General features: G+C 55.2%; 25 protein-coding genes. 10 read left to right on the forward strand and 15 right to left on the reverse strand.

Going from position 1 to position 25533, the window contains the following annotated elements:
* Positions 1–57 precede the first annotated feature (57 nt).
* A complete protein-coding gene (gene zipA / locus AC6I77_RS13820; protein ID WP_008926527.1) occupies positions 58–1062 on the reverse strand; it encodes a cell division protein ZipA in 1005 nt (334 codons plus the stop codon).
* Between the two features lie 218 nt (positions 1063–1280).
* Here zipA and cysZ point away from each other — a divergent pair, with 218 nt between their 5' ends.
* A complete protein-coding gene (gene cysZ, locus AC6I77_RS13825; protein ID WP_039659590.1) occupies positions 1281–2048 on the forward strand; it encodes a sulfate transporter CysZ in 768 nt (255 codons plus the stop codon).
* A gap of 141 nt (positions 2049–2189) precedes the next feature.
* Positions 2190–3158, forward strand: coding sequence for a cysteine synthase A (gene cysK, locus AC6I77_RS13830; RefSeq protein WP_003848872.1), 969 nt, complete (start codon positions 2190–2192; stop codon positions 3156–3158).
* Here the strand turns inward: cysK and AC6I77_RS13835 are convergent.
* Positions 3136–3450 (reverse strand): hypothetical protein, encoded by a 315-nt coding sequence (locus AC6I77_RS13835; RefSeq protein ID WP_153574537.1) that lies wholly within the window; start codon positions 3448–3450, stop codon positions 3136–3138. The two genes, cysK and AC6I77_RS13835, sit on opposite strands and share 23 nt — an antisense overlap.
* A gap of 95 nt (positions 3451–3545) precedes the next feature.
* Here AC6I77_RS13835 and ptsH point away from each other — a divergent pair, with 95 nt between their 5' ends.
* From ptsH to crr, 3 genes are all read left to right on the forward strand, one after another.
* Positions 3546–3803, forward strand: coding sequence for a phosphocarrier protein Hpr (gene ptsH, locus AC6I77_RS13840; protein ID WP_003848868.1), 258 nt, complete (start codon positions 3546–3548; stop codon positions 3801–3803).
* Positions 3804–3964: 161 nt separating this feature from the next.
* A complete protein-coding gene (ptsI, locus tag AC6I77_RS13845) occupies positions 3965–5692 on the forward strand; it encodes a phosphoenolpyruvate-protein phosphotransferase PtsI (protein ID WP_003848857.1) in 1728 nt (575 codons plus the stop codon).
* Positions 5693–5734: 42 nt separating this feature from the next.
* Complete coding sequence (gene crr, locus AC6I77_RS13850) at positions 5735–6235, forward strand: PTS glucose transporter subunit IIA (protein WP_008926530.1); 501 nt, start codon at positions 5735–5737, stop codon at positions 6233–6235.
* Positions 6236–6296: 61 nt separating this feature from the next.
* On the opposite strand, the gene AC6I77_RS13855 is transcribed toward crr, so the two are convergent.
* The 10 genes from AC6I77_RS13855 to AC6I77_RS13900 all read right to left on the reverse strand — a co-directional run bounded on the left by AC6I77_RS13855 (position 6297) and on the right by AC6I77_RS13900 (position 15069).
* A complete protein-coding gene (locus tag AC6I77_RS13855) occupies positions 6297–7637 on the reverse strand; it encodes an ATP-binding protein (RefSeq protein WP_003848854.1) in 1341 nt (446 codons plus the stop codon).
* The gene (locus tag AC6I77_RS13860) at positions 7634–8314 is read right to left on the reverse strand and encodes a response regulator transcription factor (protein ID WP_003848852.1); all 681 of its coding nucleotides are present in this window, start codon (positions 8312–8314) and stop codon (positions 7634–7636) included. The genes AC6I77_RS13855 and AC6I77_RS13860 overlap by 4 nt, the downstream gene beginning before the upstream one ends.
* Positions 8315–8482: 168 nt before the next feature.
* A complete protein-coding gene (gene cysM, locus AC6I77_RS13865) occupies positions 8483–9367 on the reverse strand; it encodes a cysteine synthase CysM (RefSeq protein WP_003848848.1) in 885 nt (294 codons plus the stop codon).
* A gap of 81 nt (positions 9368–9448) precedes the next feature.
* Positions 9449–10537: a sulfate/thiosulfate ABC transporter ATP-binding protein CysA gene (cysA, locus tag AC6I77_RS13870; protein WP_039659586.1), complete on the reverse strand. Its 1089-nt coding sequence runs from the start codon at positions 10535–10537 to the stop codon at positions 9449–9451.
* On the reverse strand, positions 10527–11402 hold the full coding sequence (gene cysW / locus AC6I77_RS13875; protein ID WP_008926532.1) for a sulfate/thiosulfate ABC transporter permease CysW: 876 nt from the start codon (positions 11400–11402) through the stop codon (positions 10527–10529). Before cysW ends, cysA begins: the two co-directional genes overlap by 11 nt.
* Entirely contained in the window at positions 11402–12235 is an 834-nt protein-coding gene (gene cysT, locus AC6I77_RS13880) for a sulfate/thiosulfate ABC transporter permease CysT (protein ID WP_003848842.1), read from the reverse strand. The genes cysW and cysT overlap by 1 nt, the downstream gene beginning before the upstream one ends.
* A complete protein-coding gene (locus AC6I77_RS13885; RefSeq protein ID WP_039659584.1) occupies positions 12235–13251 on the reverse strand; it encodes a sulfate ABC transporter substrate-binding protein in 1017 nt (338 codons plus the stop codon). Before AC6I77_RS13885 ends, cysT begins: the two co-directional genes overlap by 1 nt.
* 252 nt (positions 13252–13503) lie before the next feature.
* Complete coding sequence (locus tag AC6I77_RS13890) at positions 13504–14121, reverse strand: RpoE-regulated lipoprotein (protein WP_039659582.1); 618 nt, start codon at positions 14119–14121, stop codon at positions 13504–13506.
* A gap of 65 nt (positions 14122–14186) precedes the next feature.
* The gene (locus tag AC6I77_RS13895) at positions 14187–14654 is read right to left on the reverse strand and encodes a DUF2919 family protein (RefSeq protein WP_003848836.1); all 468 of its coding nucleotides are present in this window, start codon (positions 14652–14654) and stop codon (positions 14187–14189) included.
* Positions 14644–15069: a GNAT family acetyltransferase gene (locus tag AC6I77_RS13900; protein ID WP_003848834.1), complete on the reverse strand. Its 426-nt coding sequence runs from the start codon at positions 15067–15069 to the stop codon at positions 14644–14646. The genes AC6I77_RS13895 and AC6I77_RS13900 overlap by 11 nt, the downstream gene beginning before the upstream one ends.
* Before the next feature lie 207 nt (positions 15070–15276).
* Here AC6I77_RS13900 and amiA point away from each other — a divergent pair, with 207 nt between their 5' ends.
* From amiA to ampH, 5 genes are all read left to right on the forward strand, one after another.
* On the forward strand, positions 15277–16122 hold the full coding sequence (gene amiA / locus AC6I77_RS13905) for an N-acetylmuramoyl-L-alanine amidase AmiA (protein WP_008926534.1): 846 nt from the start codon (positions 15277–15279) through the stop codon (positions 16120–16122).
* Between the two features lie 100 nt (positions 16123–16222).
* The gene (gene hemF / locus AC6I77_RS13910; RefSeq protein ID WP_105098929.1) at positions 16223–17137 is read left to right on the forward strand and encodes an oxygen-dependent coproporphyrinogen oxidase; all 915 of its coding nucleotides are present in this window, start codon (positions 16223–16225) and stop codon (positions 17135–17137) included.
* A gap of 346 nt (positions 17138–17483) precedes the next feature.
* The gene (gene tal / locus AC6I77_RS13915; protein ID WP_003848827.1) at positions 17484–18434 is read left to right on the forward strand and encodes a transaldolase; all 951 of its coding nucleotides are present in this window, start codon (positions 17484–17486) and stop codon (positions 18432–18434) included.
* A gap of 57 nt (positions 18435–18491) precedes the next feature.
* Positions 18492–20492 carry a transketolase gene (gene tkt, locus AC6I77_RS13920; protein WP_008926536.1) on the forward strand — a complete coding sequence of 667 codons (2001 nt, stop codon included), beginning with the start codon at positions 18492–18494 and terminating at the stop codon, positions 20490–20492.
* 259 nt (positions 20493–20751) lie between these two features.
* Positions 20752–21915: a D-alanyl-D-alanine-carboxypeptidase/endopeptidase AmpH gene (gene ampH, locus AC6I77_RS13925; RefSeq protein WP_003848822.1), complete on the forward strand. Its 1164-nt coding sequence runs from the start codon at positions 20752–20754 to the stop codon at positions 21913–21915.
* On the opposite strand, the gene AC6I77_RS13930 is transcribed toward ampH, so the two are convergent.
* The 3 genes from AC6I77_RS13930 to ansP form a co-directional block, all read right to left on the reverse strand.
* Positions 21912–22985 carry a DUF1176 domain-containing protein gene (locus tag AC6I77_RS13930; RefSeq protein ID WP_187512851.1) on the reverse strand — a complete coding sequence of 358 codons (1074 nt, stop codon included), beginning with the start codon at positions 22983–22985 and terminating at the stop codon, positions 21912–21914. The two genes, ampH and AC6I77_RS13930, sit on opposite strands and share 4 nt — an antisense overlap.
* 189 nt (positions 22986–23174) lie before the next feature.
* A complete protein-coding gene (gene nudK / locus AC6I77_RS13935) occupies positions 23175–23753 on the reverse strand; it encodes a GDP-mannose pyrophosphatase NudK (protein ID WP_497817058.1) in 579 nt (192 codons plus the stop codon).
* Between the two features lie 144 nt (positions 23754–23897).
* The gene (ansP, locus tag AC6I77_RS13940) at positions 23898–25394 is read right to left on the reverse strand and encodes an L-asparagine permease (RefSeq protein WP_008926539.1); all 1497 of its coding nucleotides are present in this window, start codon (positions 25392–25394) and stop codon (positions 23898–23900) included.
* Positions 25395–25533: the final 139 nt, after the last annotated feature.

The raw sequence follows: 25533 nt of genomic DNA on the forward strand, positions 1-25533 counted from the left end.
AAACCCCCGACAGGCGGGGGTTTGTTTTAACAATTCAGATAGCGTTTAGCGCAGGTGTCAGACGCCAACCACATCGCGGATACGCGCTTTGTAAGTTTCCAGCTTCTGTGGCGTCATCATGCGACGCTCATCGTCCAGCACCACGCCACCAACATCATCAGCGATACGCTGTGCAGACTGCAGCATCAGCTTGAAGTTCTGATTCGCATCGCCATAAGAGGGCACCATCATAAAGATGGAGATACCAGGCGTGCTGAAATCGGTCATCATGTCAGGATTGAACGAACCTGGCTTGACCATGTTAGCCAGACTGAACAGCACCGGACCACTGCCTGCCGGACTAAGATGACGATGGAAAATATTCATTTCACCAAACTGGAAGCCCGCCTGCAGAATACCCTGCAGCAACGCTTCACCGTTCAGTTCGCCGCCCGAATGGGCAGCAACATGCAGCACCAGTACGGCTTCTTTCGGTTTTTCTGCTGGCGCTTTAGCCGCGGGTTGTTCAGGCGCAGGAGGCGCTGACACCTCAGGCTGCGGTTGTGGCTCAGGTTCAGCCTGGTACTGCGGCGCAGGCTGCACAGACTCCAGCGGATCCAGATCCAGCAACGGGTCGGCCTGAACAGGCGGCGCGACGAAAGTCTGCGCTGGCTGCTGACGCACCGGTTCAGGGCGCGGCTGTGGAGCAGGCTTCGGTGCCGTAGTGAACAGCGGATCGCTGTCAGGTTCGGGTTGCGGTGCGGGTCGTGGCGCAGGCTGACGCACAGGCTCAGCGGGCGCTTGCTTACGCGGCGCTTCTGGCTGTGGTTCGCGGATCTCATCGAAACGCGGTTCCTGATGGACGTTGCGCTCAGAACGAACACGAACCTCGCCGACGCCGTCATCTTCGTCGTCAATCAGGTCCTGCTCATCATGGTCATCACGTTGTTTTAGACGTTTGTGCGGGCGATCGCGGAACACTGACGAACGCTCTTTACGGCTGGTCCACAGCCCGTGAAGAAGGAGCGCTATAATGGCGATCGCGCCAACAACGATTAATATCAGACGCAAATCCTGCATCATTGTATTCTCTGTTGTTCCAATACCTTGCCACCGCGGCAAACTTTATCCTCTAACTGTATTTGCCCTGCTACACAAGTGCAAGTCTGTGCAGTATTTTCTGACAAATAAGATAGGCAACCCACGCTTTTTCGCTGTTTTTTTACCCAAACGGCACCTGGCCTGGAGAAAAAGCCAGGTTATAGTGAGCGCGCCTTAACACCTTCAGGAGAATTGGCTTTATGGCCCTTGAGAATTCCGTCTCAAATTTTAACGGCATGCACTACTTTAGCCAGGGCTGGAAACTGGTCCGTCTGCCTGGCATTCGCCGCTTTGTGGTGATGCCACTGCTGATCAACATCATTATGCTGGGCGGCGCATTCGTCTGGCTGTTCTATCGCCTCGGCGACTGGATTCCACGCCTGATGGCCCATATTCCCGACTGGCTGCAGTGGCTGAGTTATCTGTTGTGGCCATTGTCGGTGATTGCGATTGTACTGGTGTTCAGCTATTTCTTCTCAACGCTGGCAAACCTGATTGCTGCTCCATTCTGCGGCCTGCTGGCCGAACAGCTCGAAGGCCGCCTGACCGGTAAGCCTCTGCCCGACAGTGGCTGGGCGGGAATGATTAAAGATGTGCCGCGCATTATGAAGCGCGAGATGCAAAAACTGGGCTATTACCTGCCCCGCGCGCTGGGACTGTTGCTGCTCTACTTTATTCCGGGATTTGGTCAGACGGTGGCGCCCGTGCTGTGGTTCCTGTTCAGTGCCTGGATGTTATCCATTCAGTATTGCGACTACCCGTTCGACAACCACAAAGTGCCTTTTCAGCAAATGCGAAACGCCCTGCGCCGGCACAAAACGGCCAACATGCAGTTTGGCGCGCTAACCAGCCTGTTCACCATGATTCCGATTCTTAATCTGGTGATTATGCCGGTTGCCGTTTGTGGTGCCACCGCCATGTGGGTTGACCGTTACCGGCCGCAACTGGCCCGCAGTGAGGTGCGCTAGTCACACCCGCACGCCTTATGCTCTTTTTAGCAGGGCTTATTGCCGGGCGAAATATAGATATACGATTTCTTTCCTTCCGCCCCCAGGCAGAACAGGTATGCTCATAGCGTTCCCAATAATTCATACAGTTAAGGACAGGCTATGAGTAAGATCTATGAAGACAACTCTTTGACAATTGGTCATACGCCATTGGTTCGACTGAACCGCATCGGTAACGGCCGCATCCTTGCGAAAGTTGAATCCCGTAACCCGAGCTTCAGCGTAAAATGCCGTATCGGTGCCAATATGATTTGGGACGCAGAAAAACGCGGTATTCTGAAGCCCGGTGTTGAACTGGTTGAACCGACCAGCGGTAACACCGGTATTGCGCTGGCCTATGTTGCCGCAGCGCGCGGCTACAAATTAACCCTGACGATGCCAGAAACCATGTCAGTGGAACGTCGTAAATTGCTGAAAGCGCTGGGTGCTAAGCTGGTGCTGACCGAAGGTGCTAAAGGCATGAAAGGCGCCATCAGCAAAGCGGAAGAGATTGTCGCCAGCGATCCGGACCGATATGTCCTGTTGCAGCAGTTCAGCAACCCGGCTAACCCGGAAATCCATGAGAAGACCACCGGCCCGGAAATCTGGGAAGACACGGATGGCGAAGTGGATGTCTTTATCGCAGGTGTCGGCACCGGCGGTACGCTGACCGGGGTGAGCCGCTATATCAAAAACACCAAAGGTAAGAAAGACCTGATAACCGTCGCCGTTGAGCCAACGGATTCACCGGTAATTGCTCAGGCGCTGGCGGGTGAAGAGATCAAGCCTGGTCCACACAAAATTCAGGGTATCGGCGCAGGCTTTATTCCGGGCAACCTTGAGCTGAATCTGGTGGACCGCGTAGTGGCGATCACCAATGATGAAGCGATCAGCACAGCGCGTAAGCTTATGGAAGAGGAAGGCATTCTGGCCGGTATCTCATCCGGTGCTGCCGTCGCCGCCGCGCTGAAGCTGCAGGAAGACGAAACCTTCGCGAATAAAAATATTGTGGTCATTCTCCCCTCCTCCGGCGAACGCTATCTGAGTACGGCTTTGTTTGCCGATCTCTTCACAGAAAAAGAGCTGCAGTAGCAGCGGCAGATAGTCTGAAAATGGAGAAAAAAGCACCCGCCTGGGTGCTTTTTTGTGGTGCAGATCTCACTTTCATAACCCGGCAGATTGATTTCAGTGACGCCGATCTGGTATTCAGACTGCCAATTATTTCGATGCCTGAAATTAATCCGCCTTTGAAGTGGATCAAGCTGAATCGATTTACGGATTCAGTGAAACGGCGAATCACGGCATAATTAACCGGTGACGTGTAGAATCGGTTTTGAGAAGCAACGGAATGTAGATTTGACGCCTGCGCGTCTTTGGTCAGCATGATGCTATACCCGCGCACCTACACAGGCTAAAGTGAAGGCTCCAGGCTAGACTTTAGATCCATAACACTCATCCTGATAACGTTGGGGAAATAGAATGTTCCAGCAAGAAGTTACCATTACTGCACCAAACGGTCTGCATACTCGCCCAGCTGCGCAATTCGTAAAAGAAGCCAAAGCTTTCCAGTCAGAAATTACCGTGACCTCTAACGGTAAATCAGCAAGCGCGAAAAGCCTGTTCAAGCTGCAGACATTGGGTTTAACCCAGGGAACGGTTGTGACGCTTTCTGCAGAAGGCGAAGATGAGCAGAAAGCAGTTGAGCATCTGGTCAAACTGATGGCTGAACTGGAGTAATCTCCGCTCAGCTCTCCAGCCAATCGACTCCTCTGCGCCATTGAGTGCAAACATCTTGATCGCGGACAACCTGTCCGCGTTATTGCTTTCGTAGAGTACGTGTCCCGCGACAATGGCACCGCATAGAGTCCCATCAGCCATCGTGATTAAAAGGTAGCGTTATGATTTCAGGCATTTTAGCATCACCAGGTATCGCTTTCGGCAAAGCACTGCTGCTGAAAGAAGACGAGATCGTCATCAACCGCAAGAAAATTTCTGATGATCAGGTTGAGCAGGAAGTACAACGCTTCCTTGATGGCCGTAGCAAAGCGGCATTACAACTGGAAGCGATTCGCGTCAAAGCGGGTGAAACCCTCGGTGAAGAGAAAGCAGCCATCTTCGAAGGCCACATCATGTTGCTGGAAGATGAAGAGCTGGAGCAGGAAATCATCGATCTGATTAAAAAAGATCACGCTTCTGCCGATGCTGCTGCCTACTCTGTTATTGATGGCCAGGCGAAAGCTCTGGAAGAGTTAGATGACGAATACCTGAAAGAGCGTGCGGCTGACGTACGTGACATCGGTAAACGTCTGCTGCAAAACATCCTCGGTCTGCACATTGTTGACCTGAGCGCTATTCCGGACGAATCCATTCTGGTGGCAAAAGATTTAACGCCGTCAGAAACCGCACAGCTGAACCTGAAAAAGGTGCTGGGCTTTATCACCGATCTGGGTGGCCGTACCTCACACACTTCAATCATGGCGCGCTCGCTGGAGATCCCAGCCATTGTCGGCACCGGCAATGTGACCGTCACGGTTAAAAACGGCGATTTCCTGATCCTGGATGGCGTTAACAATGCGATTCACGTCAATCCTTCTGAAGCGATTCAGGAAGAGCTGAAAGCCGTACAGAATCAGTATCTGTCGGAAAAACACGAATTAGCCAAGCTGAAAGATCTGCCAGCCGTCACGCTGGATGGTCACCAGGTTGAAGTCTGCGCCAACATCGGTACCGTGCGCGATATCGCCGGTGCTGAGCGCAATGGCGCTGAAGGCGTTGGTCTTTATCGTACCGAATTCCTGTTCATGGACCGTGACTCTCTGCCAAGCGAAGAAGAGCAGTTCCAGGCGTACAAAGCCGTTGCTGAAGCGATGGGTTCACAAGCCGTTATCGTTCGTACCATGGACATCGGCGGTGACAAAGATCTGCCTTACATGAACCTGCCGAAAGAGGAGAACCCGTTCCTCGGCTGGCGTGCTATCCGCATCGCTATGGATCGCAAAGAGATTCTGCATGCGCAGCTGCGTGCTATCCTGCGCGCCTCCTCCTTCGGTAAACTGCGCATCATGTTCCCGATGATCATTTCGGTTGAAGAAGTTCGCAGTCTGAAAGCGGAACTGGAACTGCTGAAAGCGCAGTTGCGCGAAGAAGGTAAAGCCTTTGATGAAAGCATCGAAGTCGGCATCATGGTGGAAACCCCGGCTTCAGCCGTGATTGCGCATCATCTGGCGAAAGAAGTCGACTTCTTCAGTATTGGGACAAACGATCTGACGCAGTATACTCTGGCGGTCGATCGTGGTAATGATTTGATCTCGCACCTGTACAACCCAATGACGCCGTCTGTGCTTAACTTAATCAAGCAAGTCATTGATGCATCTCACGCTGAAGGTAAATGGACCGGCATGTGTGGTGAGCTGGCAGGTGATGAACGTGCTACACTACTGTTACTGGGAATGGGGCTGGACGAGTTCAGCATGAGTGCCATTTCTATCCCTGGCATCAAGAAAATCATTCGTAATACTAATTTTGAAGATGCGAAGGCATTGGCAGAGCAGGCACTGGCTCAACCGACAGCGGAAGACCTGATGAACCTGGTAAACAAGTTTATTAAGGAAAAAACGCTCTGCTAATCTGCATGATGCTGGCCCCAAATTACTGCTTAGGAGAAGATCATGGGTTTGTTTTCTAAACTTTTTGGCGAAAAAACGGATAGCGCTGGGACAATTGACATCGTAGCGCCTCTGTCAGGCGAAATCGTGAATATTGAAGACGTACCAGATGTGGTGTTTGCAGAGAAAATCGTGGGCGACGGTATTGCTATCAAACCCAGCGGCAACAAAATGGTTGCGCCTGTTGATGGCACTATCGGTAAGATTTTTGAAACCAATCACGCTTTTTCGATCGAATCAGACAACGGCATTGAGCTGTTTGTCCACTTCGGTATCGATACGGTAGAACTGAAAGGTGAAGGCTTCAAACGCATCGCTGAAGAAGGCCAGAAGGTCAAAAAAGGCGATGTGGTTATCGAGTTCGATCTGCCATTGCTGGAAGAGAAAGCGAAATCAACCCTGACACCGGTTGTTATCTCCAACATGGATGAAATCAAGGAATTGATTAAGCTGTCTGGCCAGGTCACCGTCGGCGAAACGCCGGTGATTCGCATCAGAAAGTAAGTATGCGTTGATATCATAACGGCACCTGCGGGTGCCGTTATCGTTTCTGCAATACACCTTTTCAGGGCTGCCAGTGTGGCAGACGCAGCGTCAGTTCAAGTCCACCTTCTGGCCGGTTCCGGGCATCAACCTCACCATGATGCGCCAGTACGACCTTGCGCACGATAGCCAGACCCAGACCATACCCTTTACCCATCAGCGGCGAATTTACCCGCACAAACGGGTCAAAGATGCTGGAGAGTTTATCCTCGTCGACACCCGGCCCCTGATCGCACACCTGAATTGCCAGCCACTGCGCTTCTGCGCGCAAATGCACCTCAATCCGCTGTCCTGGCAGAGAGAAACGCAGCGCGTTACGTAACACGTTCTCTACGCCGCGCCGTATCAGCTCGGCATTGCCTCGCACGGTGTAATCAGCCTCGGCATCGACATGCAGCTCAACCTGCACACCGGGAATCTGCGCTTCATAACGGACATCAGTAAGGACTGCCTCCAGTAAACCAGTCAGGTCAAAATATTGCTCATCCGGAATGCTTTCATGCTCGGCCCGCGACAGCGTCAGCAGTTCGCCAATCATCTTGTCCAGCCGACGCGCCTCTTCATCAATGCGATCAAGCGAACTGTTTACGCTCTCTGGCGTCTGTCTGGCCAGTCCGGTAGCCAGCTGAAGTCGTGCCAGCGGTGAACGAAGCTCATGCGAGATATCGTGCAGTAGCTCTTCACGGGCGCGCACCAGGGTGTCCAGCCGCTCGACCATGGCATCAAAGGCTTCTGCAACGTTTGAGATCTCGTCGTGGCGCTTTCGCATGATCGGGAATAGCCGCACACGTAAATCACCCTCGGCGACGCGGGAAAATCCCTCACACAGCTGACGCATAGGCCGCGTCAGATTCCAGGCCAGCAACAGGCTGAACAGCAATCCCACCGAACCGGCAAAGATGAAAATCGGCTCAGGAATATTCAGAAATTTGCGTGGCATCAGATTATGCATGCTGTCTTTGCGCATGCCATCCAGGTCGTAACGCAGCTGATACTCTTTGCCATCAGCACCCTGAACCCAGCGCACCACCTCTTCAGGAAGACGCCCCACATAATCCAGATTGCCGCTGTTTTGTGATTGTGGCGATTTTGCCTGCTGCGTCACATGGAAAAACTGTCGATCGCTGTTATCCCAGTCCGACAGCATCGCATTCAGCGCGTCGGGCCCGCTGCGCGCCAGCACCGATGCAGCAGAAGTCATCTGCAGATCGACAATGCGCCGGATAGCCACAATTTCAGGCGGTTCGTGACGTTTACCGGAGAGCGTAAAACCCAGCCAGATAAGCTGACTCATGATGACAAAAACAATCCAGAAGCCGATAAAAATCTTCCAGAACATGCGTCCACGGTAACTCTGTTTCATCGAATGCGGTAACCGATGCTGCGAACGGTTTCAATGTTGATGCTGTCAGCAGTTAATGCACTGAGCTTCTGACGGATATTGCTGATATGCACATCGACACTGCGGTCATAGGCTTCACGCGGACGACCCAGCCCCTTCTCAGAGAGCTCATCTTTCGACACCACCCGATCCGGGGCGCGCAGCAGTAAATCCAGCAGGTTAAATTCCGATGCCGTCAGATCGAAGGCTCGCCCCTGCCATTCACTCATGCGGGTAGCCGGATTCAGCGTCAGCTCGCCCCAGCGCAGCGGCTCTCTGGCATCAGGTTGCGGAACCTGCTCTTCGAAACGACGCAATACGGCGCGCAGGCGGGCCACCAGTTCCCGGGGATAGCAGGGCTTTGGCATATAGTCATCTGCACCCATCTCCAGACCGATCACCCGATCAATGTTATCGCCTTTGGCGGTCAGCATAATCACCGGAATCCGGCTGTTCTGGCGTACCTGCCGCAGTACATCAATACCGCTCATGTCGGGCAGCATAATGTCCAGAATCATGGCGGTGAACTCACCTGATAGCGCGCCCTGAATGCCGGCGCTGCCGGTCAGAACCAGCTGCGCATCGAACCCCTCGGCGATCAGGTACTGGCTTAGCATCGTGCCTAATTCAACGTCATCATCAACAAGCAAAATTTTCATGTTTATCTCTCGACAGAATTGGCGCTATTTTGTCCTGTACCGGGCGTTCGTGCAGCCTGATTTACGCGATCCTTACAGATTCAGTCTATCTGGCGCGTGAAATACTGTTAAAAAAAGCCTGTGGGCAGCAAACGCTGCGCACAGGCTGGGTTCCCGCATCAGCAAAGATTACTGATGATAGAGTCCGGTAGAGAGATAGCGATCGCCGCGATCGCAGGCGATCGCCACCACCACGCTGCCCGGATTAGCCTGCGCAATGCGCAGCGCCCCCGCAACCGCGCCGCCTGAACTGACGCCACAAAAAATACCTTCACGGCGTGCCAGCGCCCGCATCGTTTCTTCCGCTTCTTTCTGCGCCATATCCATCACATCATCCACCAGATCGGGACGGTAGATGCCCGGCAGATAGGCCAGTGGCCAGCGGCGAATGCCCGGAATGCTGCTGCCTTCACTCGGCTGTAAACCGATCACCTTCACGCCCGTGTTGTTCTCTTTCAGGTAACGCCCTACGCCGGTGATGGTGCCGGTCGTGCCCATGCTGGAGACAAAATGGGTCATGCGCTGATTCGACTGCTGCCACAACTCTGGCCCGGTCGTCTGATAATGGCCCAGCGGGTTATCAGGATTATTGAACTGATCCAGCACCCGCCCTTCACCACGCGCGGCCATTGCCTGCGCCAGATCGCGTGCGCCTTCCATGCCCTGCTCTCGCGGCACCAGAATCAGCTCCGCGCCGTAGGCACGCATCGCATCCTGCCGCTCCTGACTCATGTTGTCTGGCATCAGCAGGCGAAGACGATAGCCTTTCATCGCTGCGATCATCGCCAGTGCAATGCCGGTATTGCCGCTGGTGGCTTCAATCAGCTGATCGCCGGGTGAAATGTCACCGCGCAGCTCTGCCTGATTGATCATCGACCAGGCTGCGCGATCTTTTACCGAACCCGCCGGATTATTACCTTCCAGTTTGAGCCAGACCTCACTGCCGTTGGCAGGCGTCAGGCGCTGCAACTTAATCAGCGGGGTATTGCCGATGGTATTTTCAAGAGTCGTCACGGTCTGCTTCCTGGCCTGTTACAAACGAGAGGCGAAAAAAAGGCGGGAGTCACACTCCCGCCCGTTGTTGATGAGAAAATATCAGGCGCTTTGTGCAAAGGCAACCGGGCGCAACGGTGTGTCACCTTTATAGAGGCGCGCCTGCTGCAGGCCTACGAAGAGACGCTCGCCACGAATCGGGGCCGTCTGATCACCTTCAAACACCAGCGAGAACGGCTCGCTCTGCCAGCCAGCAGGCTGCACCACCAGCTGCCAGAAGTGGCCACGCGGGCTCACTTCCAGCACCTGCACCGGTAACGGGGTTTCCAGACTGCTGCGGCGTGACACGTCGATTTCCCACGGACGCAGGAACAGCTCCACGGCGCCCTGATGTGCCGAGGTATAGCCCAGCGGCCAGTGATGCGCGCCCACGTGGAACTGCGATCCCTGAATTTCGCCATCAAAGCGATTCACTTCACCCAGGAACTCCAGCACAAAGCGGGTTGCCGGATCGCGCCACACATCATCTGGCGTGCCGACCTGTTCGATGTTGCCCTGGCTCATCACCACCACGCGATCGGCGACTTCCATCGCCTCTTCCTGGTCATGGGTCACAAACACACTGGTGAATTTAATCTCTTCATGCAGCTGACGCAGCCAGCGGCGCAGCTCTTTACGTACCTGAGCATCCAGCGCGCCAAAGGGTTCATCCAGCAGCAGAATCTGAGGTTCAACCGCTAATGCACGCGCCAAGGCCACACGCTGTTTCTGGCCGCCCGACAGCTGTGCCGGGAAGCGATTCGCCAGATGGGCCAGCTGCACCATCTCCAGCAAACGGGTGACACGTTGTTTGATCTCCGCCATTGAAGGACGTTCACGACGCGGCAGGACGGTCAGGCCAAAGGCGATGTTGTCGAACACCGTCATATGACGGAACAGCGCATAGTGCTGAAACACAAAACCGACCTGACGGTCGCGCGCATGCAGGCGGCTGACATCGTTGCCATGAAAACGGATCTGACCGCTGTTCTGATGCTCCAGCCCGGCGATAATACGCAGCAGCGTGGTTTTACCCGAGCCTGATGGGCCAAGCAGCGCCACCATTTCACCCGAGGCAATATCCAGAGAGATATCGTTCAGCACCGAGGTGCGACCAAAGGACTTGTTGATCTTGTTAATCTCAATGCTCATGATTTCCCTCCTGTTGCAGGCGTTTGTGCTGTTGCTCTAAACGCCACTGCACAATGCTTTTCAGAAACAGCGTCACAATTGCCATCAGGGTTAACAGTGCGGCTGCGGTGAACGCGCCAACGGTGTTGTAGTCCTGATGCAATAATTCAACCTGAAGCGGTAACGTATAGGTCTCACCGCGAATCGATCCCGAGACCACCGAGACCGCACCAAATTCACCAATCGCACGGGCGTTGGTCAGCACGATGCCGTACAGCAGCGCCCAGCGTATGTTCGGCAGCGTCACACGACGGAACATCTGCCAGCCAGAGGCGCCTAACAACACCGCCGCTTCATCTTCATGACTGCCCTGACTCAGCATCACCGGAACCAGTTCGCGGACCACAAACGGACAGGTCACAAACACCGTCGCCAGCACCATACCCGGCCAGGCAAACATAATCTGGATGTTATGCGCATCCAGCCAGCCGCCTGCCGGACCATTCACGCCCCAGAACAGCAGGTACATCAGACCGGCGACAACCGGCGACACGGCAAAAGGAATATCGAACAGGGTCAGCAGCAGCTGACGTCCCGGAAAGGTAAAGCGCGTGACCAGCCAGGCAAGCAGCGTGCCGAATACCAGGTTAACCGGAACGGTAATCAGTGCCACCATGACAGTCAGCCAGATAGCGTGCAGCATGTCCGGGTCGGCCAGATTGCTGAGCGCCACGATCAGGCCCTGATTGAGCGCCTCCCAGAAGATGGAGGCCATCGGCACCACCAGCAGCAGAACAGAAATCAGTACGCCAGTACCAATCAGCAGCCACTTGCCCCAGTTCACCGGCTGACGCGCCGCGTGATTAAGTTGTGAAACCTCAGCCATTAGTGACCTCCCAGACGACGGCCAAAGCGGCTCTGTAATGTGTTAATGGCGAATAACAGAATCAGCGAGGCCGTCAGGATCACCGAGGCGATGGCGCTGGCCGCCGGATAGTCGAACTCCTGCAGCCGGACAAAAATCATCAGGGAGGTCACTTCGGTTTTCCAGGCGATGTTACCGGCAATGAAAATCACCGCACCAAACTCACCCAGGCTGCGCGTAAAGGAGAGTGCCGTACCGGCCAGCAGCGCAGGGGCCACCTCTGGCAGCACCACGCGGCGGAAGCTCTGCCACGGCGTAGCACCCAGGGTTTCGGCGGCCTCTTCATATTCCGGGCCTAACTCTTCAAGCACCGGCTGTACGGTTCGTACCACAAACGGAATGCTGGTAAAGGCCATGGCAATGGCGATACCAATCCATGTGTAGGAAATTTTGATGTCGAAATGGGCGAACCACTGTCCGTACCAGCCGTTGACCGAAAAGAGTCCGGCCAGGGTGAGACCTGCTACGGCGGTAGGCAGTGCAAAGGGCAGATCCATCAGACCGTCCAGCAACGCACGGCCCGGGAAGCGATAACGGGTCAGAATCCACGCCATTAGCATGCCGAACACGGCATTAAATAGTGACGCAACACCGGCAGAGAGCAGCGTCACTTTATAGGCGGCAATCAGCTGCGGATTAGTCACCACATCCCAGTACTGCTGCAGCGTCATCTGCGACAGCTGCATGATCACCGCGCTGATCGGCAGCAGCAGAATCAGGCAGGTAAAGAGCAGGCTGGTGCCAAGGCTGAGACCAAAGCCGGGCAATACGCGTTTATGGCTGGCTGCAAACATTATCCGCGCCCCGCCGCTAACAATTTATCGAGCTCACCGCCGCTGACAAAGTGCGTTTTCATTACCTTGTCCCAGCCGCCAAAGGCATCTTCCACCCGGAACAGGCTGGTCTGCGGAAAGCGATCTTTCTGCGCTGCCATCAGCTGTGGATTATTCACGCGATAGTAGTAGTGCGTAATAATATTCTGCGCTTCTGGGGTGTAGAGATAGTTCAGGTATGCGCTGGCCGCATCTGCGGTTTTGTTGGTGGCGACGTTCTTATCCACCCACGCCACCGGAAACTCCGCCAGAATATTGGTTTTCGGCACCACGACTTCATATTCATCTTTGCCGTACTGGTTACGGATGTTATTCACTTCCGACTCAAAGCTAATCAGGACGTCGCCCAGACCGCGCTCAGCAAAAGTCGTCGTCGCGCCACGACCACCGGTATCAAACACTTCCACGTTTTTCAGGAACTGCGTCATAAAGGCCTGCGTTTTGGCCTGATCGCCGCCATCAGCTTTGTCCGCTGCGCCCCAGGCGGCCAGATAGGTGTAGCGGCCATTACCGGACGTTTTCGGATTCGGGAAAATCAGCTTTACATCGCTGCGGGTCAGATCTGACCAGTCATGAATCTGCTTTGGATTTCCTTTGCGCACCAGAAACGCCATGGTGGAGTAGAAAGGTGAGCTGTTGTTCGGCAGACGGCTTTTCCAGTCTGCAGCAATCAGATTGCCTTTATCGTGCAGCACCTGCACATCCGTCACCTGATTGTAGGTCACCACATCCGCGCGCAGTCCCTGCAGGATAGCCAGCGCCTGTTTTGATGAACCGGCATGTGACATCTTGATAGTGAGCGGATCGCCTGGATGTGTGGCATCCCACTGTTTAACAAACGGAGCATTCAGGGCAACAAACAGCTCCCGCGACACATCGTAAGAGCTATTAAGAAGTTCAGTGGCGTTGGCTGCGCCAGCAAGGCTCAGCGACAACGCGATACCGCTCACGATTTTTTTCATCGCTTGTAATGTCATTTGGCACCCTGAAAAAGTTTGATGCGGATCTCACCCGCTGAGGCATCAGTTTATTTATAACTCAGTGAAAACCAGTAACGGTTTTATATATCGTTTAATGATTTCAAAGTCGAAAAAAGCATAAGACGGCGGCAGAGTTTATGCACAAATCAGCAAAAGCCGATGGGGAGATGGAACCGCGTGCAGCGTGGGCTGGCAGGGGTTCTGAGCTGTTCAGCGGCCGCCAGGGGGCGGCGCGCTGATAAGGCTGGCTTAACGCTGCCAGACAATCTTGCTGATTTTCCAGTTTTTCAGGGTATCGTCAGAAGGCATCAATCCTTCCGGCCCGTGCCAGTCGCCATGATAGACATAAGTCAGATGCTGACTGCCTGGCGCACGGCACGCCACGTCACGCGCGTCGGGGCCGCTGGCTAAGGTGCAGTTGTCGAAGGCTTTGCTGAACTTATTACTGAAGGCATCACCCACTTTGCTGCCGTCGCTGCTGGCGATCGCGCTATCCATGACCTCGATACGATCGACCTGCGACTCTCCATAAATTACCAGCTTAACTTTGCCATCATTCAGCGCCTGCCAGAATGAAATCACCTGACCATTCTCGCTACGCATGCCCTGTCGCAGCGAATAGTCACCGTTCAGTCCGGCACTGATCGCGTCCTCTTTCATGGCGGTCGAGGCGGTTAACCCACCCACGCCCTGTTCAGTCGCGGTCAGCGTGGAACCAAACCAGTTCCATGGCAGCGCAGAAGACCAGTGATACGTCAGCGGATTCCACCAGCTTGCCTGCTGGCTGCTGTCAGCGCCGGAACCCGAACTGGCACAGCCGCTCAGTGCAACGGCGGCGATCAGTAGCGTGGAACGAACAGCTTTCATGAGAACTCCTGTAAATACGATGCCGGAAAGGCGGAAATGATTGGAGTCGCAAAGCGACAAAAAGTTTAGTTGAGATGGTGTTCGGGCAGAAAGCAGTCGCGGCAGCGGCGATTAAACTGCAGCCAGATCAACGCCAGCAGGTCGAACAGCGTCAGCAACAAGGGCAGCGGTGAGCTGAGCAGATCACCCTGCACAAACTGCCAGCCCTGCCAGAGGAGATTCACCAACAGCGACAGCGCCAGTACGCTGCGCCAGTGCTGCCAGAGTCGCGGCAGGCGCGTGCGATAGCCGGTCAGCAGCAGGCCCGCCAGCGCGGGTAAACCCAGCGCCAGTCCAATCCAGAACGCCTGACGATCCGGATAGAACAGCGCCAGCAGATCGTTGCCCTGTTGCCGTGACGCGCCAGCCATCGCCAGCAGCAGCCAGGTTCGGGCCTGAAGCAACAGGATTAGCCAAAAAAGAAACGGCAGCCGTAGCTGCCCTTTCGCGTCGTATTCGTCCGGCTGATAGCCAGGCAACGGATTAGTATTCACGATCTTCAATCAGACGCTTACCAAACAGCAGCGCATCAACCGGCTCATAATCGAGCTTCTCATAAAACGCCACCACCTGATCGTTCTCTTCACGGATCATCAGATGCAGTTTCGGACAGCCTCGCGCGATCAGCTTTTTCTCCAGACGGTTCATCAGCGCATTCGCGAAGCCGCGTCCCTGATAGTCAGGATGCACCGCCAGGTAATACGCCGCGCCACGGTGACCATCGTAACCGCCCATCAGCGTGCCAACGACGACACCGCCCACTTCAGCGACCAGAAAGAGATCGGGGTCGTGATTCATTTTGCGTTCGATATCCAGCTCCGGATCGTTCCATGGCCGTAACAAATCGCAACGTTCCCATAAGGTGATCACTTCTTCAAAATCTTCCTGGCGGAAGGCGCGGATTTCCATCTTCTTTACCTGCAAATAAGCACAATTTGCTGATTATCACGCATTCTCTGCTGCACGCAACCCTCCATGGCGAGGGACAAATAAAAAAGCGCAAATTTCCTGTTCGCGACCTGCAATACAAAGTAATGCCCTGAAATGGTTCTGTGATCGCAGGCAGCAGAGGCTTAGGCTATAACACCGGCAAGATTCCTGTTACCGGACCCCCACATGCACCTGCTTAAACGTTTGATTCATCGTCGTCAGTTACTGCTTTCCGGGCTGGCGCTAGCCATTTTAACGCCGCGTGCGGTTCAGGCTAAAGAAAAAACCCTCACCGGAGCAAATCCTCATACGCGCCCGGCTCCACCAGCGAAAAACGGCAAACGCATCGTCATGATCGATCCTGGCCACGGTGGCATCGACTCCGGTGCTGTTGGCGAAGAGGGTTCAGAAGAGAAACACATCGTGCTGGAGATCGCTGGCAACGTGCAGCGCCAGCTCCAGAGCCATCCGCGCATTGAAGTGCGCCTGACCCGCGACAGCGACCATTTTATCCCGCTCTATCAGCGCGTCGAGATCGCGCATCAGCACGGCGCCGATCTCTTTATGTCGATTCATGCCGACGGCTTTACCAGCCCCGACGCCAGTGGCGCCTCCGTATTTGCGCTCTCTAATCGTGGGGCCAGCAGCTCCATGGCGCGTTACCTGTCACAGCGGGAGAACGATGCAGACAAACTGGGCGGCGTGAAAGCGCAGCAGCAGGATCACTATCTGCAGCAGATCCTGTTCGACCTGGTGCAGACTGATACCATCAAGAACAGCCTGACACTGGGCAAGCACGTACTGGACCAGATCCGACCGGTGCATCATCTTCATAGCCAGCACACCGAGCAGGCGGCCTTTGCGGTACTCAAGTCACCGTCGATCCCCTCCGTGCTGGTTGAGACTTCCTTTATTACCAATCCGCGCGAAGAGCAATTACTCGGCACGACGGCGTTTCGCCAGAAAATTGCCTCTGCAATTGCCAGCGGCATCGTCAATTACTTTGATGAGTTTGACCGCCGCAACGCCTGATGTGGGTAGCGGGTTTAGGTCCGGGCACTCGCCGTACTCATGCAAGCGGCGCGGTTTTGCGTATAATCGCGTCAGACTTTGACAAACGATAAGCGAAAAGATGGCTGATATTTCACGCGTAAAAGCATTCCTGCTCGCACTGCAGGATGAGATTTGTAACCAGCTGGCAGCTGAAGATGGCGGCGCACAGTTTGCCGAGGATAGCTGGCAGCGTCCTGGCGGCGGCGGCGGTCAGAGCCGCGTCCTGCGCAATGGCGCGGTGTTTGAGCAGGCAGGCGTCAACTTTTCGCATGTGCATGGCGATCAGATGCCAGCATCAGCGACCGCGCACCGGCCAGAGCTGGCGGGTCGTAGCTTTGAAGCGATGGGGGTCTCTCTGGTGATCCACCCGAACAATCCCTATGTGCCCACCAGTCACGCCAACGTGCGCTTCTTCATCGCCGAGAAACCGGGTGCCGATCCAGTCTGGTGGTTTGGCGGCGGCTTTGACCTGACCCCCTTTTATGGCTTCGAAGAAGATGCGCTGCACTGGCATCAGACTGCAGCAAACATTTGTCAGCCTTTTGGTGAAGATGTTTATCCACGCTACAAAAAATGGTGCGACGACTATTTTTATCTGAAGCATCGTGATGAGCAGCGCGGCATTGGCGGTCTCTTTTTTGACGATCTCAATACGCCCGACTTTGAGCAGAGCTTCAGCTTTATGCAGTCGGTAGGCCGCGGCTTTATCGATGCTTATCGGCCCATTGTGGCGCGCCGTAAAGATCATCCTTGGGGCGATCGTGAGCGCCAGTTCCAGCTCTACCGCCGTGGTCGCTATGTGGAGTTTAATCTGGTGTGGGACCGTGGCACGCTGTTTGGCCTGCAGACCGGTGGCCGCACAGAATCGATCCTGATGTCGATGCCACCGCTGGTGCGCTGGGAATATGATTACCAGCCCGAGGCCGGCTCTCCTGAAGCGGCTCTCTATCGCGATTTCCTGCCGGTGAAAAACTGGCTGAACCTGCCCGTCTGATTTCTTCTGCCGCTGCAGCGCGAGCCTGCCCCCGCGCTGCGCTTACCTCTCTCCTGATCGGTTTATTCTTTTTTACAGGGCACGGATTGCTACAGTGCAGCCTGCGTCATTCCGCGTGACTGCTATGCTTACAGATGGAATATGGCGCATCCCACGGTAAAAACCGCATGACGGCTCCTTCGCACCGCCTCGCAGCGCAACAATCAGAGAAACCGCATTTCCATCAGAAAGTCTCTGTTGCAATGTTATGGGTTCGCGTTACCGGTAGCAGAACATGCCACAGACCGGCTGCGAGGCCTGAGGTGCTCCCTGTTCGCTTTCATTTTTCTTTTCAAGGAGTTTAGAGATGAATCAGTTAGAAGCCCTAAAACAGTTCACCACCGTGGTGGCGGACAGTGGTGATATCGAATCGATTCGTAATTACCATCCGGAAGACGCTACCACCAACCCCTCACTCATTCTGAAAGCGTCCGGTCTCGAAGGGTATAAACACCTGATGGATGACGCGATTGAGTACGCCAAAAAACAGGGTGGCAGCAAAGAGACCCAGATTATTAATGCCAGCGACAAAGTGGCGATCAACCTCGGTATGGAAATCCTGAAGAGCATACCGGGCCGTGTTTCGACCGAAGTGGATGCGCGCCTCTCCTTCGATCGTGGCATGTGTGTCACCAAAGCAGAAAAACTGATTCGGATGTATGAAGAGCACGGTATCGACCGCTCTCGCGTACTGATTAAGCTGGCGTCGACCTGGGAAGGTATCCGTGCAGCAGAAGAGCTGGAGAAAAACGGCATTAAGTGCAACCTGACACTGCTCTTCTCCTTTGCCCAGGCGCGTGCCTGTGCCGAAGCGGGCGTGTTCCTGATCTCCCCGTTTGTTGGCCGCATCTACGACTGGTACAACTCACGCAAGCCGATGGAACCCTATGTGGCGGATGAAGATCCCGGCGTGAAGTCTGTGCGTCGCATTTACGATTACTACAAAAAGCACCGTTACAGCACCATCATCATGGGTGCCAGCTTCCGTAAAGTGGAGCAGATTATCGCGCTGGCGGGCTGCGATCGCCTGACGATCTCCCCTAACCTGCTGGAAGAGATGCAGAACAGTGATGCGCCGCTGGAGCGCAAACTGGAGCCCTCCACAGAAGGCTTCCATCAGCCATCGCCGCTCTCCGAAGCGGAGTTCCGCTGGGAACATAACCAGGACCCGATGGCCGTTGAGAAACTCTCTGACGGCATCCGCCAGTTCGCGGTTGACCAGCAGAAACTGGAAGATGTGCTCGCCGCACGCCTGTAGTCCTCATTTTAATCGGGCGGGACATTCCCGCCCTGATGCATAACAAGGGAGAACTGTATGTCCTCACGCAGAGAGTTGGCAAACGCGATCCGTGCACTGAGCATGGATGCCGTCCAGAAGGCAAATTCAGGCCACCCCGGTGCGCCGATGGGTATGGCCGATATCGCCGAAGTGTTGTGGCGCGACTTCCTCCAGCATAATCCGACCAATCCCGCCTGGCTTGATCGCGACCGCTTTATCCTCTCCAACGGCCACGGCTCCATGCTGCTTTATAGCCTGCTTCACCTCAGCGGCTATGACCTGCCAATTGAAGAGTTGAAAAATTTCCGCCAGCTGCACTCTAAAACGCCAGGTCACCCGGAAATTGGCTATACCCCAGGCGTTGAAACCACCACCGGCCCGCTGGGTCAGGGACTGGCTAATGCCGTGGGTCTGGCGATTGCAGAACGCACGCTGGCCGCGCAGTTTAACCGTCCGGACCATGACATCGTCGATCACCACACCTATGTGTTTATGGGCGATGGCTGTCTGATGGAAGGGATCTCGCACGAAGTCTGTTCACTGGCGGGCACCCTGGGCCTGGGTAAACTGATTGGCTTCTACGACCATAACGGTATTTCAATCGATGGCGAGACCGAAGGCTGGTTTACCGACGACACCCACAAACGCTTTGAGTCCTACAACTGGCATGTGATTGGCGACATCGACGGACATGACGCTGACGCTATTCGTGACGCCATTAAAGAAGCACAGAGCGTTACCGATAAGCCTTCACTGATTATCTGCCGCACCATTATCGGTTTCGGGTCACCGAACAAAGCCGGTAAAGAGGAGTCGCACGGCGCAGCGCTGGGTGAGGCTGAAGTTGCCCTGACCCGTAAGCAACTGGGCTGGAACTACCCGGCGTTTGAAATCCCGGCTGAAATCTACCAGCAGTGGGATGCTAAAGCGGCGGGTGCTGAACGTGAAAAAGCCTGGGATGCGAAATTTGCCGCTTACAAAGCAGCCTATCCTGAGCTGGCGAAAGAGTATGAACGCCGCATGAATGGCGAAATGCCGGCCAACTGGGAAACTGAAGCAGCCCGTTTCATTCAGGAACTGCAGGCTAATCCGCAGAAAATCGCCAGCCGCAAAGCGTCACAAAATTCGCTGGAAGCCTACGGTAAAATGCTGCCGGAATTCCTTGGCGGCTCGGCCGATTTGGCACCGAGTAACCTCACTATCTGGTCAGGCTCCAAATCGATCAAAGAGGATCCGGCCGGTAACTACATTCACTACGGCGTACGTGAATTTGGCATGACGGCGATTGGTAACGGTATCGCGCACCACGGCGGTTTCGTTCCTTACACTGCCACCTTCCTGATGTTTGTGGAATATGCGCGAAACGCCGCGCGTATGGCGGCATTAATGAAGGCGCGTCAGATTCTGGTCTACACCCATGACTCCATCGGTCTGGGCGAAGATGGCCCGACGCACCAGCCGGTTGAGCAGATCGCCAGCCTGCGTCTGACGCCAAACATGAGCGTATGGCGTCCTTGTGACCAGGTGGAAACGGCGGTGGCGTGGAAAGCGGCTATTGAGCGCCATCACGGTCCAACCGCGCTGATCCTCTCCCGTCAGAACCTGCTGCAGCCGGAACGTACGCCGGAGCAGATCGAAAATATCAAACGCGGCGGCTACGTGCTGAAGGATTGCGACGGCACGCCAGACGTTATTCTGATCGCCACCGGTTCTGAGATTGAAATCACGCTGGGTGCAGCAGAAAAACTCACCACGGGCGGCCACAAGGTGCGGGTGGTTTCACTGCCTTCAACTGACCTGTTTGATGCGCAGGATGCCGCTTACCGCGAATCGGTTCTGCCGAGCGGCGTGAAAGCGCGTGTGGCAGTCGAAGCAGGTATTGCTGACTACTGGTTCAAGTATGTCGGTCTGGATGGTGCAATTGTCGGGATGACCACCTTTGGTGAGTCCGCCCCTGCCAGCCAGCTGTTCGCAGAGTTTGGCTTCACGGTTGAGAATATCGTCAGCCATGCTGAAGCATTACTCAAGCCTGTTTAAGGCCTGCGCCCTTCCCGGCTCACCGGGAAGGGCCATTTCATCTTAAAAACTGAAACAGAAAAAAACCTCTATTCCCCTCTTCACGCCCCGCGCAAACTGATTACTATAGAGCCGTCCTATTCAATGCTGCCTGTACGCTGGCTGGCCCTCTTTTCCTGCTGTTGTTCCTGCCGGGATAAAAACGGGTCTGACCTGCTGCATCCTGATGAGTGAAGGCAGATTTTCTCTGATATCTATAGCGAAGCCACTTCCGTTGAACATGCGTACACCCTATTTACTGGCCCTGATGGTTTCACTGCTTCCTTTAAAAAGCATGGCGCAGGTCGCGCCCGATCCGCTGCTGGCTTCTCAGATTGTTGATCGCTATGCGGAACATATTTTTTATGGCAGCGGTGCAACCGGCATGGCGCTGGTGGCGATAGATGGCAATCAGCGGGTGTTCGCCAGCTTCGGTGACACCCGTCCCGGCAACAATGTGCGTCCACAGAAAGATTCACTGATTCGCATCGCCTCGCTGAGTAAGCTGATGACCAGTGAAGTGATGGTGAAGATGGCTGAACGCGGACAGATTCGCCTTGACGATCCCCTGAGTAAATATGCGCCTCCAGGTGCACGCGTGCCCACGTATAACGGCCAGCCTATTCGCCTGATTAATCTCTCAACCCACACCAGCGGACTGCCGCGCGAACAGCCGGGCGGCAAAGCGCAGCGTCCGGTGTTTGTCTGGCCGACGAAAAGCGAGCGCTGGACATGGCTGGCGCGCGCCAGCCTTAAAGCGGCACCCGGCAGCAGTGCCGCCTACTCCAACCTGGGCTACGATCTGTTGAGCGATGCGCTGTCACGCGCCGCCGGCACCCCTTATCCGGCGCTGTTTCAGCAGCTGATAACCCGCCCGCTCGGCATGAAAGACACCACCTTTACGCCGTCGCCTGAGCAGTGCGGACGCCTGATGGTGGCGGAGAAAGGTGCCAGCCCGTGTAATAACACGCTGGCGGCGATCGGCAGCGGCGGCGTCTATTCCACGCCGGATGATATGGGCCGCTGGATGCAGCAGTTCCTTAACTCTTCCGTAAACCATCGCACGCCGCAGATCGATCGACTGCAAACGCTGATTTACCGTCGCGATCAGCTGCACAAAGTTGAAGGCATGGATGTGCCGGGTAAAGCGGATGCACTGGGTATGGGCTGGGTCTATATGGGGCCAAAAAATGGTCGCCCGGGCATTATTCAGAAAACCGGCGGCGGTGGCGGTTTCATCACCTATATGGCGATGGTGCCGCAGCATAACGTTGGGGTGTTTGTCGTGGTGACGCGCTCGCCGCTGACCCGCTTTACGCCAATGAGCGACGGCGTGAACAATATGCTGGCCGAACTGGTGGGTAATCAACTGGGCTCACCGATGATGGTGCAGGCCATTCCTTAACGCTGCTGTACGCTACCGTCAGACTGGCTGACCCACAGGGTTGGCCAGCCATCACTGCTGTGCCAGGCGTCACAGGTCGACTCTTCTGCATACTCCGCTAACACAAAACGCGTGCCATCAAACTGCCAGCGTGTCGCACTGCCACAATCGCCCAGTCCCCGTCCTTTACCAAAGGTGTAGAGCTGGCCGCTGGCCGCATCATACTCGGCGTTAATCAGCTCCAGCTGACGATCGCTGGCACCCGGCGGTGTAAACGGCAACGTTAAGGTAATACCCCGCGCCACGTAAGGCTGGCTGCGCGTCACTTCAAACGCCAAATCGATCACGTTATAGGCCCCCATTTCACAACTGACCAGCAGCAGCGCGCGCTGGTCAGTAAGGGGAGCCACGCTGACTTCCCGGCGTAGCGGATCGAGTGAACAGGAATCGGTATTGACCCGCCAGGTGCCGTAATCAATGAGTCCGCTGGTCTCATCGCGCGTCAGTGCTGCGGGCGGCTCGACAGCAGGCGGCAATGGCGGCAGCGCAGGCGGCGGCGGAACGTCCCAGCTGGCACGGTCGCCACGCTTGATCCACGCGCTCAGGCTGTTGACCCGCCCCTGGGTGTCATCCATCAGCAACAGTGCAGCTTTCATGCCGCGCAACGAGATCAGCGCATTGGGATCAAAGGTGAGCTGCAGGGTTTTCGCCTCCATCACCAGATCAAGGAACTCATCTATCGCGATGGTATTGCTGGTGGCGAGATGATGAGGTTCTACCGTCCAGTGTTTGAGGTCGGGTTTAAGGCGGCGCTGATCGAGCAGCAGGTTATCCTGAAGCGGACCGCCAGGCAGCGCACCACTGTAGGCGCTGCCATAGTCAATGCGCAGCAAGGGGCGATCGTTGACGCCCGCATGACGTGAAATCGTCATCACCAACCCTTTGTCGCCTGGAATATTGCGCGCCACGCAAAAGGCGACATTGTTGCAGGTAATTTGCCAGTCGTTGAATGACTTTTGCAACGGTTCCGCCTGAACACAGGCAACCCACAAAGACGGCAACAGCCACAGCGATTTCATCCAATACGACATTAAGAAAATCGATCCCCGAATAACCAGAATGGAGAGGATAGCGCATCAACGGGCCTGGCAGGGTTCGCATTCTGTGAACCTGTGCAAAAAGCGCAGTTAAGTGCTTAAAAAGCGTACATAAGGTGGATAAAGCTGCATCCTTCCACGTTCAGCGATGCTGCGCGGCAACAGGTATGACAGATGGGTTTCCTAAGGCCTCAGCCATCCCGCAATCTGCGCATGCTGTAGCAGCATAATGGTTTTACCGTCGCGAATACGGCCATCGGCCACCATCGCCAGCGCATCAGGGAAACTCATTTCCAACACATCAATTGACTCATCCTCAACGCCACCGCCTGGGTTGTCGCGCAGTGATTCGTTGTATTCTGCCGCAAAAAAGTGGATCAGTTCGGTCACGCCGCCCGGCGACATATAGCAGGTAAAGAGTGTCTCCACCTCACCGACTGCATATCCGGTCTCTTCAATCGCCTCTTTGCGGATGCAATCTTCCGGGGAGTCGTCGTCCAGCAAGCCCGCGCAGGCTTCAATCAACATGCCGCCGTCGTTGCCGTTGACGTACGTGGCGATACGGAACTGGCGCGTCAGGACGACGCTGTTCTTTTCGCGGTTATAGAGAAGGATGGTCGCCCCGTTTCCGCGATCGTAGACTTCGCGTTTATGACGGATAACCTCGCCACGGCGATCGGTGATGTCATAGGTGTAGTTGCGCAGCACAAACCAGTTTTCAGACAGGAGCTTATTTTTGATGATGTTGATCTTAAACGACATGGAGACTCCGCTACCGCATAAAGGGAGTTATTCATCATAGGGCCAGGCTTGCCGGAAAACTATCCTAATTCGCATTGCCAGAAAGGCGATTAGCGGCCAAAAAAAAGCCAGCCCGAAGGCTGGCCCTGATTGATGCAGACCTGATCAGCGTGAGGTATCGTCAGCCAGTCGGGTTGACTGAGGCTCATCCTCGTGATGATCCTGTTCGGTCTGCGCGATAGCGTTAACACGCTTACGCACACCAAACCATCCCAGCACCAGCAGCACTGCAATCAGCGGAATAGAGGCAATGGTGTACGTCCCGTTCGGGTAGTCAAACGCCATCAGTACCAGCACGCTGAACAGGAACAGCAGCGTCAGCCATGAGGTGAACGGCGCACCTGGCAGCTTGAAGCTGACATCATCTGCTTTGCCTTCTTTGATCGCTTTGCGCAGACGCAGCTGGCAAACCACGATAAAGGCCCAGGAGGAGATAATGCCCAGTGAGGCAACGTTCAGGACGATCTCGAATACCTGAGAAGGCACATAGTAGTTAAGCACTACACCAATGACATAAACGGCAATGGTGACGAGAATACCGGCATAAGGGACCTGCTGACCGTTCATCTTTGACATGAATTTCGGTGCAGAGCCACCCATCGACATGGAACGCAGAATACGCCCGGTTGAATAGAGGCCGGAGTTCAGGCTGGAGAGCGCTGCGCTCAGGACCACGATGTTCATGATGCTGCCAACGTAAGGCACGCCAAGTTTCGAGAAGAAAGTCACGAATGGACTCTGGCCCGCCTGATAGGCATTCCATGGCAGCAGCAGCACCAGCAACACAACCGAACCGACATAGAACAGACCAATACGCCAGATCACACTATTGATCGCTTTCGGCAGCATGGTTTGCGGGTCTTTACATTCACCGGCCGCCGTACCGACCAGCTCAATTGAGGCAAAGGCGAATACGACGCCCTGAATCAGCACCAGCGCGGGCAGCAGGCCGTGCGGGAACAGGCCGCCGTTATCAGTAATCAGATGGAAACCGGTGCTGTTGCCATCCAGCGGCTTGCCGGTGCCAAGAAACACCACACCCACCACCAGGAAAATCACAATCGCCAGCACTTTCACCAGCGCAAACCAGAACTCCATCTCGGCAAACCACTTAACGCCAATCATGTTCATGGTGCCGACAATCGCCAGCGCGCCCAGCGCAAAGACCCATTGTGGCACATCACCAAACGCGCCCCAGTAGTGCATGTAGAGCGCGACGGCGGTGATATCGACGATACCGGTCATCGCCCAGTTGACGAAATACATCCAGCCTGCAACGTAGGAGGCTTTCTCACCCAGGAATTCACGGGCGTAAGAGACAAAGCTGCCACTGCTCGGGCGGTGTAACACCAGTTCGCCCAGCGCACGCAGAATGAAGAAGGAGAAGATGCCACACACCAGATAGATGAGGGCTAACGCGGGGCCAGCAGCCTGCAAGCGGCCACCTGCACCCAGGAACAAACCGGTGCCGATAGCACCGCCGATCGCAATCATCTGAACGTGACGGTTACCCATCGCTTTCTGGTAGCCAGCATCGTGAGAATTCAGCCAGCGGCGTTTCGCAGCGCGCATCTCACCTGGGGTTTTCTTTTTAGATTTCATAGCATTCCTGTTTGTCCGGACCATCAGTCGTCGTCTCCCCAATGCGAACGTAACGCCCTGCAAAATGGGGGATTTTCCTCTGTGCGTTTGCCCGTGAGTGAGTGCCGGGCAGCGCGGGAATTTACGGCGATGAATCCTA

This window comes from Pantoea sp. X-Soil-ISGK-259, assembly GCF_059730705.1.

What these genes read in the sequence shown, in the direction of transcription:
- zipA (WP_008926527.1), bottom strand. Translation starts at nt 1,062, where the DNA reads ATGATGCAGGATTTGCGTCTGATATTAATCGTTGTTGGCGCGATCGCC.
- cysZ (WP_039659590.1), top strand. Translation starts at nt 1,281, where the DNA reads ATGGCCCTTGAGAATTCCGTCTCAAATTTTAACGGCATGCACTACTTT.
- cysK (WP_003848872.1), top strand. Translation starts at nt 2,190, where the DNA reads ATGAGTAAGATCTATGAAGACAACTCTTTGACAATTGGTCATACGCCA.
- AC6I77_RS13835 (WP_153574537.1), bottom strand. Translation starts at nt 3,450, where the DNA reads ATGCTGACCAAAGACGCGCAGGCGTCAAATCTACATTCCGTTGCTTCT.
- ptsH (WP_003848868.1), top strand. Translation starts at nt 3,546, where the DNA reads ATGTTCCAGCAAGAAGTTACCATTACTGCACCAAACGGTCTGCATACT.
- ptsI (WP_003848857.1), top strand. Translation starts at nt 3,965, where the DNA reads ATGATTTCAGGCATTTTAGCATCACCAGGTATCGCTTTCGGCAAAGCA.
- crr (WP_008926530.1), top strand. Translation starts at nt 5,735, where the DNA reads ATGGGTTTGTTTTCTAAACTTTTTGGCGAAAAAACGGATAGCGCTGGG.
- AC6I77_RS13855 (WP_003848854.1), bottom strand. Translation starts at nt 7,637, where the DNA reads ATGAAACAGAGTTACCGTGGACGCATGTTCTGGAAGATTTTTATCGGC.
- AC6I77_RS13860 (WP_003848852.1), bottom strand. Translation starts at nt 8,314, where the DNA reads ATGAAAATTTTGCTTGTTGATGATGACGTTGAATTAGGCACGATGCTA.
- cysA (WP_039659586.1), bottom strand. Translation starts at nt 10,537, where the DNA reads ATGAGCATTGAGATTAACAAGATCAACAAGTCCTTTGGTCGCACCTCG.
- cysW (WP_008926532.1), bottom strand. Translation starts at nt 11,402, where the DNA reads ATGGCTGAGGTTTCACAACTTAATCACGCGGCGCGTCAGCCGGTGAAC.
- cysT (WP_003848842.1), bottom strand. Translation starts at nt 12,235, where the DNA reads ATGTTTGCAGCCAGCCATAAACGCGTATTGCCCGGCTTTGGTCTCAGC.
- AC6I77_RS13885 (WP_039659584.1), bottom strand. Translation starts at nt 13,251, where the DNA reads ATGACATTACAAGCGATGAAAAAAATCGTGAGCGGTATCGCGTTGTCG.
- AC6I77_RS13890 (WP_039659582.1), bottom strand. Translation starts at nt 14,121, where the DNA reads ATGAAAGCTGTTCGTTCCACGCTACTGATCGCCGCCGTTGCACTGAGC.
- AC6I77_RS13900 (WP_003848834.1), bottom strand. Translation starts at nt 15,069, where the DNA reads ATGGAAATCCGCGCCTTCCGCCAGGAAGATTTTGAAGAAGTGATCACC.
- amiA (WP_008926534.1), top strand. Translation starts at nt 15,277, where the DNA reads ATGCACCTGCTTAAACGTTTGATTCATCGTCGTCAGTTACTGCTTTCC.
- hemF (WP_105098929.1), top strand. Translation starts at nt 16,223, where the DNA reads ATGGCTGATATTTCACGCGTAAAAGCATTCCTGCTCGCACTGCAGGAT.
- tal (WP_003848827.1), top strand. Translation starts at nt 17,484, where the DNA reads ATGAATCAGTTAGAAGCCCTAAAACAGTTCACCACCGTGGTGGCGGAC.
- tkt (WP_008926536.1), top strand. Translation starts at nt 18,492, where the DNA reads ATGTCCTCACGCAGAGAGTTGGCAAACGCGATCCGTGCACTGAGCATG.
- ampH (WP_003848822.1), top strand. Translation starts at nt 20,752, where the DNA reads ATGCGTACACCCTATTTACTGGCCCTGATGGTTTCACTGCTTCCTTTA.
- AC6I77_RS13930 (WP_187512851.1), bottom strand. Translation starts at nt 22,985, where the DNA reads ATGTCGTATTGGATGAAATCGCTGTGGCTGTTGCCGTCTTTGTGGGTT.
- nudK (WP_497817058.1), bottom strand. Translation starts at nt 23,753, where the DNA reads ATGTCGTTTAAGATCAACATCATCAAAAATAAGCTCCTGTCTGAAAAC.
- ansP (WP_008926539.1), bottom strand. Translation starts at nt 25,394, where the DNA reads ATGAAATCTAAAAAGAAAACCCCAGGTGAGATGCGCGCTGCGAAACGC.